The sequence below is a fragment of the Agrobacterium sp. 22-214-1 genome, from assembly GCF_053522465.1.
Map to the genome: position 1 here is coordinate 264,274 of NZ_JBNWCK010000005.1, position 16,180 is coordinate 280,453.

General features: G+C 58.8%; 19 protein-coding genes. 4 read left to right on the plus strand and 15 right to left on the minus strand.

Annotated features, from left to right (window positions below; all coding sequences use genetic code 11):
- Positions 1-106: 106 nt before the first annotated feature.
- From rlmH to rplU, 10 genes are all read right to left on the minus strand, one after another.
- Positions 107-589: a 23S rRNA (pseudouridine(1915)-N(3))-methyltransferase RlmH gene (rlmH, locus tag ACQZ5G_RS18960; protein WP_174039746.1), complete on the minus strand. Its 483-nt coding sequence runs from the start codon at positions 587-589 to the stop codon at positions 107-109.
- A 159-nt stretch (positions 590-748) separates the two neighbouring features.
- Positions 749-1,192, minus strand: coding sequence for a ribosome silencing factor (gene rsfS / locus ACQZ5G_RS18965; RefSeq protein ID WP_035236703.1), 444 nt, complete (start codon positions 1,190-1,192; stop codon positions 749-751).
- Between the two features lie 113 nt (positions 1,193-1,305).
- Positions 1,306-1,890: a nicotinate-nucleotide adenylyltransferase gene (locus ACQZ5G_RS18970; protein ID WP_052025747.1), complete on the minus strand. Its 585-nt coding sequence runs from the start codon at positions 1,888-1,890 to the stop codon at positions 1,306-1,308.
- 42 nt (positions 1,891-1,932) lie between these two features.
- The gene (locus tag ACQZ5G_RS18975) at positions 1,933-3,219 is read right to left on the minus strand and encodes a glutamate-5-semialdehyde dehydrogenase (RefSeq protein ID WP_448738021.1); all 1,287 of its coding nucleotides are present in this window, start codon (positions 3,217-3,219) and stop codon (positions 1,933-1,935) included.
- Positions 3,212-4,381, minus strand: a complete 1,170-nt coding sequence (gene proB / locus ACQZ5G_RS18980; RefSeq protein WP_448738022.1) for a glutamate 5-kinase — start codon at positions 4,379-4,381, stop codon at positions 3,212-3,214. The genes ACQZ5G_RS18975 and proB overlap by 8 nt, the downstream gene beginning before the upstream one ends.
- Complete coding sequence (obgE, locus tag ACQZ5G_RS18985) at positions 4,378-5,448, minus strand: GTPase ObgE (protein WP_035265258.1); 1,071 nt, start codon at positions 5,446-5,448, stop codon at positions 4,378-4,380. Before obgE ends, proB begins: the two co-directional genes overlap by 4 nt.
- Before the next feature lie 168 nt (positions 5,449-5,616).
- Positions 5,617-6,210: a GNAT family N-acetyltransferase gene (locus tag ACQZ5G_RS18990; protein WP_003520260.1), complete on the minus strand. Its 594-nt coding sequence runs from the start codon at positions 6,208-6,210 to the stop codon at positions 5,617-5,619.
- Positions 6,207-6,839, minus strand: coding sequence for a GNAT family N-acetyltransferase (locus tag ACQZ5G_RS18995; protein WP_003505256.1), 633 nt, complete (start codon positions 6,837-6,839; stop codon positions 6,207-6,209). The genes ACQZ5G_RS18990 and ACQZ5G_RS18995 overlap by 4 nt, the downstream gene beginning before the upstream one ends.
- Positions 6,840-6,970: 131 nt before the next feature.
- On the minus strand, positions 6,971-7,240 hold the full coding sequence (rpmA, locus tag ACQZ5G_RS19000) for a 50S ribosomal protein L27 (protein WP_003492686.1): 270 nt from the start codon (positions 7,238-7,240) through the stop codon (positions 6,971-6,973).
- Positions 7,241-7,280: 40 nt separating this feature from the next.
- Positions 7,281-7,595, minus strand: coding sequence for a 50S ribosomal protein L21 (gene rplU / locus ACQZ5G_RS19005; RefSeq protein WP_003492690.1), 315 nt, complete (start codon positions 7,593-7,595; stop codon positions 7,281-7,283).
- A 331-nt stretch (positions 7,596-7,926) separates the two neighbouring features.
- On the opposite strand from rplU, the gene ACQZ5G_RS19010 reads away from it, so the two are divergent.
- Positions 7,927-8,367 carry a metallopeptidase family protein gene (locus tag ACQZ5G_RS19010; protein WP_003492693.1) on the plus strand — a complete coding sequence of 147 codons (441 nt, stop codon included), beginning with the start codon at positions 7,927-7,929 and terminating at the stop codon, positions 8,365-8,367.
- A 675-nt stretch (positions 8,368-9,042) separates the two neighbouring features.
- Here ACQZ5G_RS19010 and ACQZ5G_RS19015 read toward each other — a convergent pair.
- Together ACQZ5G_RS19015 and ACQZ5G_RS19020 are read right to left on the minus strand one after the other, a co-directional pair.
- Complete coding sequence (locus tag ACQZ5G_RS19015) at positions 9,043-9,249, minus strand: DUF1737 domain-containing protein (RefSeq protein ID WP_003505258.1); 207 nt, start codon at positions 9,247-9,249, stop codon at positions 9,043-9,045.
- Entirely contained in the window at positions 9,246-10,157 is a 912-nt protein-coding gene (locus ACQZ5G_RS19020) for an HpcH/HpaI aldolase/citrate lyase family protein (protein WP_448738023.1), read from the minus strand. The genes ACQZ5G_RS19015 and ACQZ5G_RS19020 overlap by 4 nt, the downstream gene beginning before the upstream one ends.
- Before the next feature lie 110 nt (positions 10,158-10,267).
- Between ACQZ5G_RS19020 and ACQZ5G_RS19025 the strand changes: the two genes are divergently transcribed.
- The 3 genes from ACQZ5G_RS19025 (at position 10,268) to leuB (ending at position 12,604) form a co-directional block, all read left to right on the plus strand.
- Complete coding sequence (locus tag ACQZ5G_RS19025) at positions 10,268-10,498, plus strand: hypothetical protein (RefSeq protein ID WP_020809819.1); 231 nt, start codon at positions 10,268-10,270, stop codon at positions 10,496-10,498.
- A 166-nt stretch (positions 10,499-10,664) separates the two neighbouring features.
- A complete protein-coding gene (gene leuD / locus ACQZ5G_RS19030; protein ID WP_003520255.1) occupies positions 10,665-11,270 on the plus strand; it encodes a 3-isopropylmalate dehydratase small subunit in 606 nt (201 codons plus the stop codon).
- A 221-nt stretch (positions 11,271-11,491) separates the two neighbouring features.
- Complete coding sequence (gene leuB / locus ACQZ5G_RS19035) at positions 11,492-12,604, plus strand: 3-isopropylmalate dehydrogenase (RefSeq protein ID WP_031233748.1); 1,113 nt, start codon at positions 11,492-11,494, stop codon at positions 12,602-12,604.
- Here the strand turns inward: leuB and ACQZ5G_RS19040 are convergent.
- The 3 genes from ACQZ5G_RS19040 to cobA all read right to left on the minus strand — a co-directional run bounded on the left by ACQZ5G_RS19040 (position 12,585) and on the right by cobA (position 16,153).
- A complete protein-coding gene (locus ACQZ5G_RS19040; protein WP_448738024.1) occupies positions 12,585-13,829 on the minus strand; it encodes a cytochrome-c peroxidase in 1,245 nt (414 codons plus the stop codon). The two genes, leuB and ACQZ5G_RS19040, sit on opposite strands and share 20 nt — an antisense overlap.
- Before the next feature lie 222 nt (positions 13,830-14,051).
- A complete protein-coding gene (locus ACQZ5G_RS19045) occupies positions 14,052-15,368 on the minus strand; it encodes a cobyrinate a,c-diamide synthase (RefSeq protein WP_448738025.1) in 1,317 nt (438 codons plus the stop codon).
- Positions 15,365-16,153 (minus strand): uroporphyrinogen-III C-methyltransferase, encoded by a 789-nt coding sequence (gene cobA, locus ACQZ5G_RS19050; protein ID WP_448738026.1) that lies wholly within the window; start codon positions 16,151-16,153, stop codon positions 15,365-15,367. The genes ACQZ5G_RS19045 and cobA overlap by 4 nt, the downstream gene beginning before the upstream one ends.
- Positions 16,154-16,180 lie beyond the last annotated feature (27 nt).

Consider the following 16,180-nt stretch of genomic DNA (forward strand, 5'->3'; position numbering starts at 1 on the left):
GATCTTCCAAGAGGCCCTGGAAAGGCCGCCGCCAAAGCCGTGCGCTGTCAGCGGTGTCGCGAAGCTTCATGTTGAAATTGAGACAATTCTCCGAATCGAAACCCGATCAAACGCGATGATAGGGATGACCGGAGAGGATCGTGACGGCACGGTAAAGCTGCTCGGCGATCAGGATACGAACGATCTGATGCGGCCATGTCAGCTTGCCGAGATTGAGAACGGCCGTCGCCTTGTCGTAAAGCGCGGGATCGAGCCCATCGGCTCCGCCTATGGCGATCACGAGGTCTCGCTTGCCGCTATCGCGCAAATCGCCAAAGAATGAAGCAAAGGCAGGACTGTCCAGCGCCTTTCCGCGCTCGTCCAGCAGGACGAGGGCTGCTCCGTCAACCAGATGTTTTTCCAGCATCGCGGCTTCTTCGCGCTTGCGGGTCTCCGCATTGGAAGCGCGGCTTTCGGCAACCTCGATCACCCGCGAAAACTCCAGCCCGATCGCCGGGCCGGTCTTTGCCAGGCGCTCGATATAACGGGCCGCAAGATCCTTTTCGGGGCCGGATTTCAGCCGTCCCACCGCAAAAATTGAAATCCGCATCGCAAACCTGCATTCGTCGTGACCCAACAGGGTCACGCTCTTAACAGCATAGCCTGCGGATTCCTATGCGGCCGGTCTGATTTCCAGCCAGAGGCACCGTTTCCGAAGTCAGATATGATCTTCGGCAAAAGCGATGCACTCGCTCAAAGGCTCACCGCATCAATGCAGCGTCTCTTCCGGCATGTCCGGCGTCGCCCACATTTTTTCAATGTTGTAGAAGGCGCGGATTTCCGGGCGGAACACGTGAACGATGATGTCGCCGGTATCGATCAGCACCCAGTCTCCGGTCTCGAGACCTTCGACGCGGGCGTTTCCGAACCCTTCATCCTTCATGTCCTTGAGAAGATGCTCGCAAATCGCCGAAACATGCCTGTTCGACCGCCCGGAGACCACGACCATGTAGTCTGCAAGCGCCGATTTTCCGGCAATGTTGAGAGAGACGATATCTTCAGCCTTGGAGTCCTCGAGGCTCGCGAGGACGGTTTCGAGGGCATGGCCGGCGGCATCGGCGCCACTGTCCTGGCCCTTCGGGATAGCAACAAATGCTCTTCCCTTGGCGTGTACTGTTGTCAGAGGTTTTCCTTTCCAAGAATGACAAAACAGGTACTGGCGACGCGATTCTCTGCGTCACACAATGAAGGTGGCATCAAAGCATTAACTTTTCAAGATATGGACCCTTCGACACCCGGCACATACATCATTTGTGATCGAAGACGTCATTTACGACCGTTGCGCAGCGCCGTGGAGCTGAGCGTGGAGCGCGGACCGTGAATGAAAACCCAGGCAGGGGCCGCTTTTTTCCACAAAACGCCGGCATCGTCCTCATCCACCCGTGCATGGCTGAAGGCCTGCGCCATGGTGGAGGAGAGATAAGAGAGCGTGGAGCCTGGCCGATCGATCACGGCAATCGGGAATGTCTCGGCGATCCGCCGCCATTTCTGCCAGCGATGGAAGCTTTTCAGATTGTCCGCTCCCATGATCCAGATGAAACGGACATGCGGATTTTTCGCCTTCACCTTGGCGAGCGTATTGGCCGTATAGCTCATCCCCAGTGATTTTTCGAAGGCCGTCACCTTGATGCGCGGATCGTGGACCAGCTTTTCGCAGGCGGCGATGCGATCTTCCAGAGACGCCAGCTCGGAACGGCTTTTCAGGGGGTTGCCCGGTGTGACGATCCACCAGAGCTGGTCGAGACCAAGCCTGCGTAGCGCAATCTCGGCCACAAGCGCGTGACCCGCATGCGGTGGATTAAAAGAACCACCGAACAGGCCAACGACCATGCCGCGCTCCACATGCGGCATGGTGAGATAACGTCTGTCGAGGCGCTTGTCAGCCGGCAAATATCAGGTCCGTATCTGGCCGGTGCCGTGCACCCGGTATTTGAACGAGGTAAGCTGCTCGACGCCAACCGGGCCCCGCGCATGCATCTTGCCCGTGGCAATGCCGATTTCAGCACCCATGCCGAATTCGCCGCCGTCCGCGAACTGCGTCGAAGCATTGTGCAGCAGAATGGCCGAATCGAGTTCGTTGAAGAAACGCGCGACCACATCGGGATCCTCGGCGATCAACGCCTCGGTGTGGTTGGACGAATAGGTGCCGATATGTTCGATCGCGCCCGAAATACCCTCCACCACGGCGACGGAAATGATCGCATCGAGATATTCGGTGCGCCAGTCCTCTTCCGTCGCCGGCGTGAGACCCGCCACCACGTCGCGAACGGCCTGCGAACCGCGCACTTCGCAGCCGGCTTCGATCAAGGCCTTGACGAGCGGCGCAAGATGGGTGGAAACGGCAGCGGCATCCACCAGCAACGTTTCGGCCGCCCCACAAATACCGGTGCGGCGCATCTTGGCATTGACGACGATACGTTTCGCCATGTCGAGATCGGCCGATTTGTCGATATAGACATGACAAATGCCTTCCAGATGCGCGAAGACCGGCACACGGGCTTCCGACTGCACGCGCGCCACGAGGCTTTTGCCGCCGCGCGGCACGATAACGTCAACCGTGCCGTTCAATCCACTCAGAAGCGCGCCGACAGCGGCGCGATCGGTCACCGGCACCAGCTGAATGGCATGCTCGGGAAGACCGGCGATCTTCAGGCCTTCCACGAGGCAGGCATGGATAGCACGCGATGAATGTTGCGAATCCGAGCCGCCGCGCAGGATGACGGCATTGCCCGCCTTGAGGCACAAAGCGCCGGCATCCGCCGTCACATTCGGGCGGCTTTCGTAGATCACGCCGATGACGCCGAGCGGCGTGCGCACGCGCTCGATCTTCAGCCCATTCGGACGATCCCAGGCGGCGATGACTTCGCCGACCGGATCGGGCAGCGCCGCAACCGAACGGATGCCTTCAGCAATGCCGGCGATCCTTGCATCGTTGAGGGTCAATCTGTCCACGAAGGAAGCGGCAAGACCTGCGCTTTCCGCCGCAGCCAGATCTTTCCTGTTGGCGGCAAGGATCGCATCCCTGGATGCCTCGATGGCGGAGGCCATAGCAAGCAGCGCGCGGTTCTTCTGGTCTGTACCGGCGATGGACAACGGTCGCGAAGCAGCTTTCGCCTGAGCGCCGATGGTGATCATCAGCGCGTCAATATCATGGCTCTGCTTCACGGCCTGTTCAGGCATGGACCTCATCCTTCTTTGCATTTTTAACTTTGACGGCAGCGCCCGTCATCACCAGATCGTCACGATGAATCATGGCCGCCCGCCCGACATAACCGAGGATCGCCTCGATCTCGTGGGACTTGTGACCGATGATAAGACGCGCCTCTTCAGCATCGTAGCCCGCAAGACCACGAGCGACTTCACGGCCTTCCGCACCGATAATGGCGATTGCATCACCACGGCCGAAATTGCCCTTCACCAGTCGCACGCCCGCCGGAAGCAGGCTTTTTCCGGCATAGAGAGCCTTTTCCGCACCGGCATCCACATGGATTTCGCCGGCCGGCTGCAATTGCCCGGCAATCCAGGTCTTGCGCGCCGTCACCGGCGTGCCCGAAGGCGCAAACCATGAGGAGCGCGCGCCGTTTTCGATAGCCTTCAAGGGATTAAGCGTCTTGCCGGAGGCGATGATCATGCCGCAGCCGGCAGCGGTCGCGATCTTGCCCGCATCGATCTTGGTGCGCATGCCGCCGCGTGAAAGCTCGGATGCCGCACCGCCTGCCATGGCCTCGATTTCGGGCGTAATATCGGCGATCGTCTCAAGGAATTTCGCGTCGGGATCGAGATGCGGCGGAGCCGTGTAAAGCCCGTCAATATCCGAAAGCAGCACCAGAAGATCGGCGCCCGTCATGGTCGCCACACGCGCCGCCAGACGGTCATTGTCGCCATAACGGATCTCGGTGGTCGCCACGGTATCGTTTTCATTGATGATCGGGATAGCGCCGATCTTCAGCAACTGGTTGATGGTGGCACGCGCATTGAGATAACGGCGACGCTCTTCGGTATCGGAGAGCGTCAGAAGAATCTGGCCGGCGACGATCTCATGCCGCGACAGGCTTTCCGACCATGCCCGCGCCAGCGCGATCTGGCCGACAGCCGCCGCCGCCTGGCTTTCCTCCAGCTTCAATGCACCGGAAGGCAGGCCAAGCACGGTGCGGCCAAGCGCAATAGCGCCCGAAGACACCACCTGCACATCCGCGCCATTTTTCTTCAGCGCGGCAATATCCTCACAGATGGCGTCGAGCCAGTCTTTCTTGAGACCGGTCTTCCGGTCCACCAGAAGCGCCGACCCGATCTTGATGACGATCCGGTGATGGCTCGCCAGCGGCTTGCGCGTCAGGCTCATAGACGGTCGTCCTCTTCCTCGGCCTCGCTGTCCTCATGCGGCATCGACCGGTCGGGCAGGGCGGTTTCGCCGCCATTGCTCGCCGAGACGATGACATCGCGAAGGGCGCGCAGCGCTTCCGTCATGCCGATATGGGCGGCAGCGGAGAGAAGTAGCGGGGGACGGCCGCAGGCCTTCTCCAGTTCCTTGGCCTTCTTTTTCAGCTCTTTTTCATCAAGCACGTCGATCTGCGACAGCGCCACGATTTCCGGCTTGTCGGTCAGCCCGCCGCCATAGGCGTCCAGCTCGGCCTTGACCGTCTTATAGGCCTTGCCGACCTTCTCCTCCTGCGCGGAAACGAGATGCAGAAGCACGCGGGTACGCTCCACATGGCCGAGGAAACGGTCACCGATGCCCACACCCTCATGCGCGCCTTCGATTAGGCCCGGAATATCGGCCAGCACGAATTCACGGCCATCGATGGTCGCGACGCCCAGGTTCGGATGAAGTGTGGTGAAGGGATAGTTGGCGATCTTCGGCCGCGCACGGGTGACCGTCGCAAGGAACGTGGATTTACCCGCATTGGGCAGACCGACGAGACCGGCATCGGCGATCAGTTTCAGGCGAAGCCAGACCGTCTTTTCCTCGCCTGCGAGGCCCGGATTGGCATGGGTGGGAGCCTGATTGGTGGACGACTTGAAATAGGCATTGCCGAAACCGCCATTGCCGCCGGCGGCAAGACGAAAGCGCTGGCCTTCTTTTGTCAGATCGACGATCAGCGTCTCATTGTCTTCCTCGAAGATCTGCGTACCGACGGGCACCTTCAGCACCACATCCGAACCCTTGGCGCCGGTGCGGGTCTTGCCCATGCCGTGCTGTCCAATCGAGGCCTTGAAATGCTGCTGGAAGCGGAAATCGATCAGCGTGTTGAGGCCGTTGACCACCTCAACCCAGACATCGCCGCCGCGTCCGCCATCGCCACCGTCAGGACCGCCGAATTCGATGAATTTTTCGCGCCGGAAGGAAACGGCGCCCGCGCCGCCGTCGCCGGACTTGATATAGACTTTTGCTTCATCGAGAAATTTCATCGGACTGCCGTTCTGTCGGTTTGCGGACGCAACAATCTTGCCGTTGCGTCGAACAAAAATATCGTCGTTTCGAATACAAGCGCTTCTTCACGAGGTCAAAGACTATCGTGCGGGAAGCCCATGCGCGAGACAAGGCCGGTTTGGATCAAACCGGCCTTGCAATGCTCCTCAAGTACGATGCGGCTGAATGAAATCCTCAGCCTTAATCATCGTACCGATATGCGCCACCATGGCGGCGCGCGCCGTGGCGTAGACCTGATGGCAACCGGTCACACGGAAGCCGAGTTTTTCCTGCACGCGCAGCGAAGCGGGGTTATCCGCAAATACGCCGGAGTGAAGGGTCACCCCCGGCATGCGGCGGAAGAACCGCTCTACCACGGCGGCCACCGCCTCGGTCATGTAACCCTTGCCCCAGTAGAAGCGGTTCAGCCAATAGCCGAGATGCCACTCGCCGTGCCGCAATTCCACTGAGACGACACCGATCAGGGTATCGTCGCCGCTGGTAATGGCGAAATCCCAGTCGGGCAGGGTGCCAGAAGTGCGCAAGACCAGCCATTCTAGCGCATCCTGCCTGTGGTAGGGCGCGGGAACGCGGGCCAGCATTCTGGTCACAGCGAAATCGCCAAGCGATTCCGCAATGCTGCCGGCATCGGAAAGCCGCTGCGGCCGCAGCACCAGACGCTTTGTCTCGATGACAGGGCAGGGGCCGGGCGGCGCCACGGCAGTGGCGGCGCGGCGACGGGTAAGCTCTATCGTGCTCATCCCATGTCCCCCCAGCTCTTCAGCGAAACCCAGGTCTTGCGGTCCAGCCTGTACCATTCGACCGGCACCATGCCGCCAAGCGCCAGCGAACCGACCATGCCGGAGCCCTGGAACTGGAAACCGCATTTCTGGATGACGCGGCGCGACGCGATGTTGGTGACCCGGCAACGGGCATCGATCTGGTCGATTTCACGCGTGCGGAAGGCCATGTCGATCAGCGCATGCGCTGCTTCCGTCATGTAACCCCGGTTCCAGTAGGGTTCCCCCAGCCAGTAACCGATTTCCAGCGTCTTTTCATCTTCCTGGGGTTCGAGCGCGCAGCAGCCCAGAAACTCGCCATTGTCCATGCGGGTAATCGCATAGACGCACTTGCCAATCTCGCCAGCTTTGGAGCGTCGCACAAAATCCGCGGCGTCTTTGGCCGTGTAAGGGTGCGGCATACGCGACACCATGGTCGCGATATTGGCATTGTTGGCAAGATGGGCAAGGGCGTCGATGTCTTCTTCGTGAGGCTTGCGCAAAACCAGCCTCTGCGACAGTAAAACGGGGCAATCGCTCCTCGACCGATCGGGCCTCGGCCGTTCCTCGGGTGACCGTGATTGGTCAACCCTCAACAATTCAGCTTGCATGGTTCAGTCCCTCCTTGGGGTTAAAGAAAAAGGGGAGTTGGGTGGTGCCCCATCTCCCCTGTTTTCTTGACTGAACCTGATACGTCTCAGCCGGGTCGATGGGACACCGGCTGCATATGACGCTTACCGGCTTATTCTGCGGCTTCCGCTTTCGGTGCCACGGATACGAATACGCGGCCGTTGGCCTTCGTACGGAAGTTCACGTTACCTGCGGTCAGTGCGAAAATCGTGTGGTCCTTGCCGATGCCAACATTGGCGCCCGGATGCCACTGCGTGCCGCGCTGACGCAGAATAATGTTGCCTGGAATGACAGCTTCGCCGCCGAACTTCTTTACGCCAAGGCGCTTGGATTCGGAATCGCGACCGTTACGCGAGGAACCGCCAGCTTTTTTGTGTGCCATTGGAGTTCTCCTTTAAACCTTGTTTCCCGTGTCGCGCCGATCAGGCAGCAACGATGTCCGTGATGCGGACGACAGTGTGATGCTGACGATGGCCGCGCGAACGCTTGGAGTTCTGACGACGACGCTTCTTGAAGGCGATGACCTTCTTGCCGCGATTGTGCTCGACAACTTCAGCCTTGACGATGGCGCCCTTGACAAAGGGTGCACCGAACTTGGCGTCGGCGCCTTCGCCAACAACGAGAACTTCGGTGAATTCTACAGTTGCGCCTGCCTCTGCTTCCAGCTTTTCGATGGTCAGCACGGCGTCGGCCGCTACGCGGTACTGCTTACCGCCGGTCTTGATGACTGCGAACATTTTTTATCCTTTCATGTTCGTTCCGGCTCTGCCCGCAAATGCAAGCTGGCCGTCTTTTTATCAGTCGGAGTAGCGGAAATCCGTCAGGACTGAATGCCCCTTTGAATGTCTGCCGGTGAAGCCGCCTTTTTGAAGGGCGGAATAAACAGAAGGCGCACTACGCCATCAATTTGGGTGCCGATTACGCGAGACGCCCGTTTATGTCAAGATGACGACGGCTTGAAAAGTAACTGTAACGCCAAGAATTTCATGCTTTTTCGGCAGGTGAAGCAGTCGGGTCTCGAAATTTGCGCAGCAAGTGTTTATATGGGCCTTCCAACAAGGAGCAGAAATGGCCCGCATAGACCAGACCGACGATTGGCGGGACCGCCATGCGCCGACACTTTCCGCCTTCGAGTCGCTTGCGATCGAGGCATATGGCCACCTGCCAGAAGAATTCCGCGCCTTAACGAAGGATCTCATCATCGAGATCGCCGATTTTCCGACCGATGACGTGTTCGAAGACATGGCGCTCGAAACACCCTTCGATCTTCTCGGACTGTTCGAAGGACGCGGCATCTCTGAACGTTTCACCATGGAAACGGGCGAGATGGTGAACCGCATCACGCTTTATCGCCGTCCCATTCTCGACTACTGGGCCGAGAACGAGGAAACGTTGGGCGATATCATCACCCATGTCCTCATCCACGAAATCGGCCACCATTTCGGCCTGTCGGACGACGACATGGAGCGGATAGAGGAAAGCGCAGACGAGGCCGCCGCCGAACGTTAAAAGACCGACACCGAAAAACTACGGTGCCGGCCCTCAAGCCACTAGTGGTCGCGTCTCATTGAAAGTGCAATCGTCTCGCTGCCCACAAGACGTTTGCGCTTAATCACTTCGTTAACCCGTCCCGGGTTTACACCGTAAGAAGCTGCAATGTGGTGCTGAAACTCACCACCCCAGTACCGCAACCAAATTTCTACCGCGTCTTTTTCGGTCAATTTATAAGACTGTTGATGCATGTGATTGTCCTGTTAGGTTTCAACCTTGGACAAACTTGACAGAAGAGTCTGTGAGCGTATTTTGCTCCGTGTATATGCTGATCCGCAAGCTTTCTAAGGTATTGTGGTTTCGACACGGAGCCGAGGTTGCACCCTCGGCTTTGTCGTGCCAGCTCAGAGACCGCCCCCAAGCTCGTAAACATATGTTGGGACTCGATATTTTGAGTCAAGCTTAGGGCGATAGGCCGTATCTGTTCACTTTATGTACAACGGCAATTTCATCTCAAGACACGATGCGATTTTCAAATTTTATCTTTTAAAAACATGAACTTAATGTATTTTCGTCAATTTTGTACAAGGGCTGTGAATAATACGCCGTAATATTCGTTTTGACTCAGTAACAAACAAGAAAATCGAGAGAATCAGATCGACGGACCCGAATCACTCGATTTTCTACTTAAGATCACTGCTCGCCGAGCTTCATGTCCGGATGGTATTCCTTGCCCTCGACCACCTTGGTCACGGCCTGGCCGCAATGCATGACGCCGCTTGCGGCATTGAAGGCATAGCTTGGCGAACCCGCGAGTTCCCATCCCTTGTTCAGCGCCTCGGTGACCCGGTGACAGAATTTCGCGTCGTCCGGACCGGTTATGAAACGATAGACCTTCACGTCTTCTTTGCCTCTCTTTGTGCGATGATATCGGCCATGGCGACCAGCCTTTCGGCCTGCCCCACATGCAGCCGTTCGATCATCCGCCCGTTCATGTTGATGACGTTCAATTCCACAGATTCGGGTTTTGCGAAAGCGGCAATGATCTCGCGGGCTTCCGCAACCGCTGCCTCGTCCGGGGCGAAGTGCCGGTTGGCCGGCTCGATCTGTGCCGGGTGGATCAGCATCTTGCCGTCGAACCCCATGGCGCGACCCTGCTCACATTCGGCTTCGAAAGCGGCGATATCGCGGAAATCGTTCGAGACGCTGTCGATGACATCCAGACCATACGCACGGGCGGCAAGCACCACCTGCATCATCCAGGATACGAGATAAGTGCGTCCGGGAAGGGCCGGCACCCGCGTTGCCTTACGCAGGTCGTTGAGCCCGATGACAAAAGCCGAAAGCCGCGCTTCCGGCGTATGGGCCGCGTCAGCAATCGAGGCGGCATTCAGGACACCAAGCGGCGTTTCGATCATCGCCCAGATTTTCAGGTGATCCGACACATCCGCCTCGGCCAGAAGATCGGCCACATCGTGAATATCGGCCGGCTGCTCCACCTTCGGCAAAAGAATTGCATCCGGCCGGCAGGAAAGCACAAGCTCCAAATCCGCCTTCCCGTCGGGCGTGGAAAGCGGGTTGATGCGGATAATGGTCTCGCCCGCTGCAAAAGGCGCTTCCGAAAACAGCTTTTGCAGATTGTCCCGCGCCCCGTCCTTCATCCCGGGTGCGACCGAATCCTCCAGATCGAGGATCACTCCGTCACAATCGAGATCGCGGATTTTTTCCAGTGCCCGGACATTGATGGCCGGCACGGAGAGCAACGAACGACGTGGTCTCACAAGAATATTTTCGGAAAAGTTGACCATGCCGCACTTGTGTCAAGCTTTTGTGACATCTGCAAGCTGACAATCCACTGAATCCTCTTGCAAGCCGGAAGAAGAAGGCCCACATTCGTCTGGATAGAAAGGTTTGGATCATGCAAGGCATACGTTCGTTTTTCATCGCCGCATCCGGCATTGCAATTCTGGCGATAGTCGCCCTTTTCACCGCGTCGCTCACGGTCGCTTTCATCGGCGTGCTCGCGGTTCTCAGTGCTGCCCGCCTGCTTTCCGCGCGTCTGAAGCCGGCCCCCATTCCGGTCAAGCCCCGTAACCAGCGCGATATGCGCGTCTGGAACGACGGCAAGGGCACGATTATCGATCTCTGAGATCGTCTCAAGTCGGCAAAAATGCCAGAGCGCCGCGCGCGGCGTACCGAAGAACGCGGGTTTGCGCTTCTAAAGTGATGAGTTTTGCAGTATTTCCCGGCAGAACACGTCCGGCGGGCTTTAACCAGCCCCGGATTTTGTTGAAGGGAAACACGGGAAGCGACAGATGGAAAAATTCACCAAGCTGACGGGCGTTGCCGCGCCCATGCCGGTGGTCAATATCGACACCGATATGATCATTCCGAAAGACTATCTGAAGACCATCAAGCGCACCGGCCTCGGCAAGGGCCTCTTCGCCGAGTCGCGTTATCTCGAGGATGGTTCGCCCAATCCGGATTTCGTCCTGAACAAGCCCGCCTACCAGAACGCCCAGATTCTTGTCGCCGGTGACAATTTCGGTTGCGGCTCTTCGCGCGAACATGCGCCATGGGCGCTTCTCGATTTCGGCATCCGCTGCGTGATCTCCACCAGCTTCGCCGATATCTTTTATAATAACTGTTTCAAGAACGGCATCCTGCCGATCGTCGTCAGCCCCGAGAACCTCGAAAAGCTGCTGGACGATGCGTCGCGCGGATCGAACGCCGTTCTCTCCATCGATCTGGAAAGTCAGGAAATCAGCGGCCCCGATGGCGGCACGATCACCTTCGAGATCGACGAATTCAAGCGTCACTGCATGCTGAACGGTCTGGACGATATCGGCCTGACGCTCGAACATTCGGGCGCTATCGACACGTTCGAAAAGGCAAACGCCTCGGTCCGCCCCTGGGCCTGACCACATTTCTGCTCTTCAAAAAAGCCGATCCCGTACAAACCGTACCGGATCGGCTTTTGCTTTGCTTGAAAAGCCCTTGAGGCGGAGATAAGAGACCTCCCATCCCGTCCGGCTGCGACACGATTTGCCATGTTCAGGACGGAATGAGTTTGACGCCGCGCTCGCCGCAATCGAAAACCCTTCAGGATGTTTTTCGGCGCGCCGCCCAAGGAGGGTTTATCATGACAGTCCGCTCGCTTTTCCTTCTGCCCGGTGACGGTATCGGCCCCGAAGCCATGGCCGAAGTCCGCAAGCTGATCGATTATATGAACAGCGCGCACAATGCCGGTTTCACCGTCTCGGAAGGTCTGGTCGGCGGCTCTGCCTATGACGCCCATGGCGTGGCGATTTCCGATGCGGATATGGAAAAGGCGCTAGCTGCCGATGCGATCCTGTTCGGCGCCGTTGGCGGCCCGAAATGGGATGGCGTGCCCTACGAGCACCGCCCGGAAGCCGGTCTGCTTCGTCTGCGCAAGGATCTCGAACTTTTCGCCAATCTGCGCCCGGCCATCTGCTATCCGGCACTTGCAGCGGCCTCTTCGCTGAAGCCGGAACTGGTCGAAGGCCTCGATATCCTCATCGTCCGCGAGCTGACGGGCGGCGTTTATTTCGGTGAGCCGAAGCAGATCATCGATCTCGGCAACGGCCAGAAGCGCGGCATCGACACGCAGATCTACGACACTTTCGAAATCGAGCGCATCGCCAGCGTCGCTTTCGAACTGGCCCGCACCCGCGACAACCGCGTCTGCTCGATGGAAAAGCGCAACGTGATGAAATCCGGCGTTCTGTGGAACCAGGTGGTCACCGAAACCCACGCCGCCAAGTTCAGGGATGTTCAGCTGGAACATATGCTGGCGGATGCCGGCGGCATGCAACTGGTGCGCAAGCCCAAGCAGTTCGACGTGATCGTCACCGACAACCTCTTCGGCGACATGCTCTCCGACGTCGCCGCCATGTTGACCGGCTCGCTTGGCATGCTGCCCTCCGCTTCGCTCGGCGCGCCTGACGCCAAGACCGGCAAGCGCAAGGCCATGTATGAGCCGGTGCACGGTTCGGCTCCTGACATTGCCGGCAAGGGCATCGCCAACCCCATCGCCATGATCGCGTCCTTCGCCATGTGCCTGCGTTACTCGTTCAACATGGTGGATGAGGCAACAAAGCTCGAAGCAGCGATCGCAAACGTGCTCGACAAAGGCATCCGCACCGCCGACATCATGGCAGAGGGCAGCCGCCAGGTCGGCACCTCCGAAATGGGTGATGCGGTTCTCGCCGAATTCAAGGCGCTTTCGGCGTAACGCCAGACGAAACCGGTTGGGCAGGCGGCGCGTTCGCCTGCCCATCTTCCTTCGGCAGAAGATGCTCATATCTTTTATCAGTCAGCGTCTTCAGAAAGGCGACGATGGCGTCCACACGCTTGTCGTCCAGCGCCGGCGCCGATGTCAGTTCCGCCATGGCGATATTTTCAGGCACTTCCGGCGCATCCCACGTCTTGCCCGTTTCCGGATTGATCTGGCGGCTCGGTTTCTTGCTTTTATATTTCACGTAAAACAGCACTACCGTACGCAAATCCTTGAACACGCCATTGTGCATGTAAGGACCGGTGACGGCGACATTGCGCAGCGTTGGCACCTTGAACTTGCCACGCTGGGCGGCATCGCCAGCAACTTCAGGATTTTGCGCCAGCCCCAGATCGACCGCGCCCGGCTTGGAGCCGTTCACGGCCCGAACCGATGTATTGGCGGGAACGCCGATGTTGAAATATTTGTGGTTGGTGAAGAGGCCGTCTTCCAGGCCCTTGGCGCCACGGATTTCATGGCAGGTATTGCAATTGGTGAATTGCGTCGAGGAGATCAGAACCCGACCCAGCTCTTCCTGATCGGTCAGCTTCTCCTCGCCGCGCAGGAAGCGGTCATATTTGGAATCGAAGGTGGAGAACTCACCCGACCGCTCAAAGCTCGCCAGCGCCTTCGTCATCGCGGCATAGGCGGTGTCGTCGCTTTCAAAAACATCCTTGCCGAACTGCGTGCCGAAAGCCGCAACATAATCCGGGTTTTCCCTGAGACGTTTGACGACCGAGGCCTTGTCCGGCATGCCCATTTCGAGGGGATTGAGCGGCGGACCGCCCGCCTGATCTTCAAGCAGGGAGGCGCGGCCATCCCAGAACTGCCCGCCGACATACTCGCCCGCCGCATTCCTGCCGAAAGGCGGCGTGAAGCGGGCATAAGCTGCAGTCGGCGCGTTGCGGTCACCCAGTGAAATACCGTCATCGCCAAGCGATACGTCCCGCCCCACCTTATCGCTCTCCCGCGCATCGGAAAAACCGACGGCCTGCATGTGGCAGGTGGAACAGGCCATGGTGCGGTTCATCGAAAGACTGGGATCGTCGAACAGCGCCGCACCGAGCTTTTCCAGCGTCGCATAGTCTTCACCACCATGGGCAGCCGTGCTGTCGAGACCCAAAGGCGCCAGCAAAATGGTCGCAGCAAGAGCGGCAGAGACAAAAAATCCAGGTTTCATCATTGGTGGGCACGCTCGATATAAATGCGCGAAAGCAGATTCGGACCAGGAAATATGAAGCAGCTTTCGGTCCGGCCGTGCTTCATCGAACATGGATCACGGGCGATAACTCCGGTCTTCCATGCCCTATAAAACGATCTATAGCACCTTCCCATTAGCCAAGCCTACAAACTTTCGCAGCTTGGTCCACTTTGCCGCAGGTATACGGATCACATGTGGAAACGATCAACCGCCTCTGGCGATGGCGTGGAAAAAGGTACCCGAGACAAAGTCTCTCCTGCCGCCCGATGGCCCGAGCGGACGACCCTGCCCATCCGCAATCTGGGCGAAGGGCTCATCGCCGCCGGGATCGGTAACCCGCGCGTAGTGGAATTCATGGCCGCGCAGAACATCCCCCGCCGTACCGAGCGGCCCGCTTGCCGCGATTGTTGCCTGCCGGTAGCCGAGATTCATCTTGCGCGTCGCAAAGCTGGTGGCATGCGACAGAAGCCCAGTCATGGCATGGGTCACGCCATCCGCATCTTCCAGCGCCTCGCCGAGCACCATGTAACCGCCGCACTCGCCATGAACAGGCTTTGTCGCAGCAAAGCGGGCAATACCCGCCTTGAAACCAGCCGAATCCGCAAGCTTTCCGGCAAAAAGCTCGGGATACCCACCCGGCAACCAGCAGATATCGCAACTCCCGTCGGGCGCCTCATCCGCGAGTGGCGAGAACGGCACGATCTCGGCCCCGGCCGCCTGCCAATGCTTCCTGAGATGCGGATAAAGGAAAGTGAACGCCGCATCCTCCGCCAGCGCGATGCGCTGGCCGGGCGGTGCAATCGCCGTGTCCACCGAGCCGGAAGGCACATTCACCGGCGCGGCGAGAGAAAGCAGGGCATCGAGATCGATGGATTTTTCCATCGCATCCGCCAGCCGTTCTATATGCGCGTCGATTTCCGGATGTTCGCTGGCTTGCACCAGCCCCAGATGCCGTTCAGGCAGGATCAGCGAAGGGTCACGCAGCACGCAGCCGGCAACGGGAAGGTCGATTTTTTCGATGGCTTCCGTGCACAGCGTCCGGTGTCTTTCGCTGCCCGCCCGGTTCAGCACAACGGCCGCCATGGTAACGGCCGGATCGTAGTGAGCAAAACCATGGGCGATGGCAGCAGCCGTCTGCGACTGGCCGGACACATCCAGCACCAGCAACACGGGAATACCGAACAGCCGCGCCAGATCCGCCGCCGAACCTGTACGATTTTCCGCAACCGGAATGCCGTCGAACAGGCCCATGGCGCTTTCAATGAGAACGAGTTCCGCATCCTCGGTCTGCTGCAAAAACAGATGCCGCAGCAATTCCGGCCGCATGGCCCAGCTATCCAGATTAAGACCGGCCGTGCCGGTGGCAAAGGCATGGAAACCGGGATCGATGTAGTCAGGCCCCGTCTTGATGCCGCGCACCTTGATACCGCGTCGGGCAAAGGCCCGGAGCAGGCCGATAGTCACGCTGGTCTTGCCGGAGCCAGAACGTGGCGCGCCAATGATGATCGCCCGCGCCGTCATGAACCGGAAACTCCAAGACGCGCCCGCATCGAAACAATCTCGCCGATGACGATCAAAGCCGGCGCCTCGAAATTTTGCCTGATTGCATCGTCAGCTATGCTTTCCAGTGAACCGATGAAAATCCGCTCCTGCGCCGTCGTTGCCGACATGATGACGGCGACCGGCGTTTCGCCGGAACGCCCACCCTGCATCAAAAGATCGGCAATCGTGCCGATATTCTTCAGCCCCATGTAAACGACGATGGGTTCGCGTGTTTTCGCCAACGCCAGCCAGTCCAGATCCTCTTCGGTGCCCGCCGCGTGGCCCGTGGCCAGCGTCACGGCGCGGCTGATGCCGCGCATGGTTGCGGGGATGCGGGCGGAAGCAAGCGCGGTGAACGACGAGGTCATACCCGGCAATATGCGAAACGGAATGCCGGCTTGGACAAGCGCCTCCGCCTCTTCGCCGCCACGCCCGAAAATAAAGGGATCACCGCCCTTCAGCCGCAGCACCTTTTTGCCCTGGCCGGCGAAATCGATCAGCGAAGCGGTAATATCATCCTGTGTCGCGGAGGGCTTGCCACCCCTTTTGCCCGCAAAAACAATCTCCGCCTGCTGACCAAGCGCTATGACTTCGTCGCTCACCAGCGCATCGCGCACGATAATATCGGCCTGAGACAGCGCGAGCGCCACTTCCAGCGTCAGATAACGCACATCGCCCGGCCCTGCGCCCGCGAGCCAGACGTGACCGGCCTCGAAGACCAGACCTTTTGCGGCAATGCTGTTCAAAATCTGCGCTATCGACATTCTTCCTGGCTGCTTTTTAACGATGAC